This window comes from Nostoc sp. CCY 9925 (assembly GCF_963920935.1).
Classification (GTDB): domain Bacteria; phylum Cyanobacteriota; class Cyanobacteriia; order Cyanobacteriales; family Nostocaceae; genus Nostoc.
Map to the genome: position 1 here is coordinate 1 of NZ_CAWUDO010000240.1, position 2811 is coordinate 2811.

The following is a 2811-nucleotide window of genomic DNA, read 5'->3' on the forward strand; positions in this document are numbered from 1 at the left end:
TTGAGATGATTGTAACTCTGTTGAGTTATCAGTAGAATTTGGATTAGATTGTGGCTGAGTTTGTGTAGGTTGTTGTTTCGGTAGTTTAGATGGCCGCTTAGTAGATTTCATATTTCTTCTTCATTTATCAAAGCCTCTATTTGAGACAACAATTTTTCTACCTTGGATTGTTTTTTAGGGTTATCCCACAATTTAGACTTTTTAAAGCGTCGCCAAGTATCATCTACACGGTCTTTTAATGAGCTTGTAGAGTCTGGTTGAGACTGCTGCTCTATTTCTTGGACTTTACGCTTGATTTCGCTCAATGATAAATCATAAGCGATCGCATCCTCTAACATCTGTTTTCGTAATTCTTCATCTTTGAGTCTAGCGATCGCTTTGGCTTTACTAGTTTCTAACTTTCCCTGCCTTAATACCTCTAACACCTCATTAGGTAGATTTAACAGGGGAAGACGATTACTAATGAATGAGTCTAATTTAATGTTACCGAGCGAGGTCAAGCAGGACTGTACTAATTCAATTACATCATTGCCAATAACGTTATTGGCAGAATTTCTCCCACGTTGTTGGTTTTGAAGATGATGCAGTAATACTGGTACTTCCTGTAGCGAGATTTTCAGCTTTGCTGATAAAAGGCGCAAAACCCCATCTGTTTCTTCAAGATCGGTAAGTCCTGAACGAGCAAAATTTTCAATTAGAGCAATTTCTAAAGCATCTTCATCGCACAGAGAACGAATTACTACAGGAACTTCTACTAGTTCCAAAATATGTGCTGCTCTGTAGCGTTTGGCTCCTGCAACTACTTCGTGTTTATCACTATCAGGAAGAGGACGGACTAGAAGTGGTTCAATAATGCCGTTTCTTCTGGCAGAAGCAACGATTTTATCTACTTCTACTGGGTCGATGTAATATCGTAATTCTGCTTTAGGCAAAACAATTAGACTTAGGGACATACTAGTTTTAGTCTGGGTTGTATCATCCCTAAAAATAAAATCTTCTACCATACGTCTATTTTTTACCATTAGCTACCTCCAAAGCTTCGGTAAATAGATAGTCAAACTCTTTAGCTGCACGTTTAGCAGTTGCACCTGCCAAACCCCAAACAGTCGTTCCCTGTCCTGGGGCATCAGCAATTACCTGTAAGTCATACACCATTGTTTTAAGTAAAGGAAACCCTGTGTTCTTTTCTGATAAAGCTCTTTGAGCATCTTTGAGTAATACTGTTCCCTTTTTTGCTTGATTTAAAAATAAACCAACATGAGGCATTCCATGACGCATTTCTTTTGCTTGGCGTAAAATTCTTACCATTTTAGAAGTGCTGTGCATATCAAGACCAGCTGGTTTACAAGGAACTAAAGCTAAGTCACATCTAGATAAAATTGCTTTGGTTGTTTCGCTCAGGCTACCCGGGCCGTCCACAACTACGGCATCATATTGTTCTGCTAAAAGTGGAAGTTCATCAAACAAATCATCAGGATCTATCATTGTTTTGCATGGCAGTACTAAATCTTTCATCCAGTTAGTGCTACTTTGCTGTGCGTCGGCATCTACAACAATCACTGTTCCACGCTGGCTCAACCAGTATGCAAAATGCCCAGCTACTGTAGTTTTTCCTGCGCCCCCCTTTTGATTTGTTATCCCAATAATCATATTTTTGAAGTATGCTCAGTTCTGCTAATACATTTTTAAGGTAAAGCTACCACGTTAATTTACCGTTATAACATTCATACAAGCAAGGCAGTGCTTGCTTGTATGTTTCAAAAAAATTTATTCCCCATCACTCTTATAAGTCATGGGTCTGGGCTTCGCCTTCTTCTTCGGCTCCACTAAAGATTTCTTAGGCGTCCCTGGAGGACGACAGGTTTCGCAGTACAGGGGGCGTGGTCCATAAGTTTCACGAGAGGTAGATTGATCGCACTGCTTACAGACGAAATTAAATACACGTGTGTGGATTTGACGTTTGTGCGCTCTAACTGTGTACTCTTTAACTTGAATTTCTTTGCTTGCCATTGTTTAGCTGACTGCGGCTTTAATAATTGAACATAGTTAACCGCTTGACTTGAATCTTAGCCTTTTAAACTCTAGTTTTTAAGCCTTCGGTCGAGTTTTCACTAAAGCTTTGTAGGGCAATTTCTCCCTTTAGCTACGCTAAATTTTCAAGGAGCATCAGGCTTGTGCAAATTCAATTATCTACACCTAGAATTTGTGCCTCAATCTTTTGCTACTTCCTAAATTTCTCAAAAGCGTGCAGTCAAACGCTACGCGAATGACCAATGAAAACTCTCTCCTACTTCAGGAAAACAATAATGGATATTCAAATCGCACTCAACTGGGCAATTCAAATTTTGGTTATGGGCTTCGTCTGTGTTATGGTTATGGATTTCGTAAACGGTTTGTTCTCGCTACCAAATTATGCGATGCCTTTGGCAACGTCAAAGATGAACGCACCTGTGGCTACAAATTCTCAAGCACTCGCCCTTCAACAAGAGCCAGCCGCCGCACCAATACCAGAACCACCAATAACACCAGATCCAAAAGAACAACCACAGTTGGCGCAACTGCCTGACCCTTGGGAACTCAACACAGAAATTCCACCAACTGCAATACAGCAAGAGCCTGTTGTACTTGAGTTCCCTACGCTAAAACTGCTACCGCCAGCAGCCCAAGTACAACCGAAAGCTAGAGCAACCAAGAAATCTACCAAAACCGCTACAGCAAAGAGAACCACTAAGCCTACCAACAAAGCCGCCACTCAACGGGAGCAACGCGATTTTGTGAGGTCGGGTAAAAAAGTGCGATCGCTAAAACTTT

The 2811-nt window shown here is 40.8% G+C and carries 4 protein-coding genes; 1 reads left to right on the top strand and 3 read right to left on the bottom strand.

Going from position 1 to position 2811, the window contains the following annotated elements; translation table 11 throughout:
* Nucleotides 1-107: 107 nt before the first annotated feature.
* The 3 genes from ACM0OY_RS39960 to ACM0OY_RS39970 form a co-directional block, all read right to left on the bottom strand.
* A complete protein-coding gene (locus ACM0OY_RS39960; protein WP_414574230.1) occupies nucleotides 108-1022 on the bottom strand; it encodes a ParB/RepB/Spo0J family partition protein in 915 nt (304 codons plus the stop codon).
* Nucleotides 1009-1650: a ParA family protein gene (locus ACM0OY_RS39965; RefSeq protein WP_185566166.1), complete on the bottom strand. Its 642-nt coding sequence runs from the start codon at nucleotides 1648-1650 to the stop codon at nucleotides 1009-1011. Before ACM0OY_RS39965 ends, ACM0OY_RS39960 begins: the two co-directional genes overlap by 14 nt.
* Nucleotides 1651-1767: 117 nt before the next feature.
* Nucleotides 1768-2010 (bottom strand): hypothetical protein, encoded by a 243-nt coding sequence (locus tag ACM0OY_RS39970; protein ID WP_414574231.1) that lies wholly within the window; start codon nucleotides 2008-2010, stop codon nucleotides 1768-1770.
* A 296-nt stretch (nucleotides 2011-2306) separates the two neighbouring features.
* Here ACM0OY_RS39970 and ACM0OY_RS39975 point away from each other — a divergent pair.
* Nucleotides 2307-2811: hypothetical protein (locus ACM0OY_RS39975; RefSeq protein ID WP_414574232.1), on the top strand; the 505-nt coding region annotated here is incomplete at its 3' end.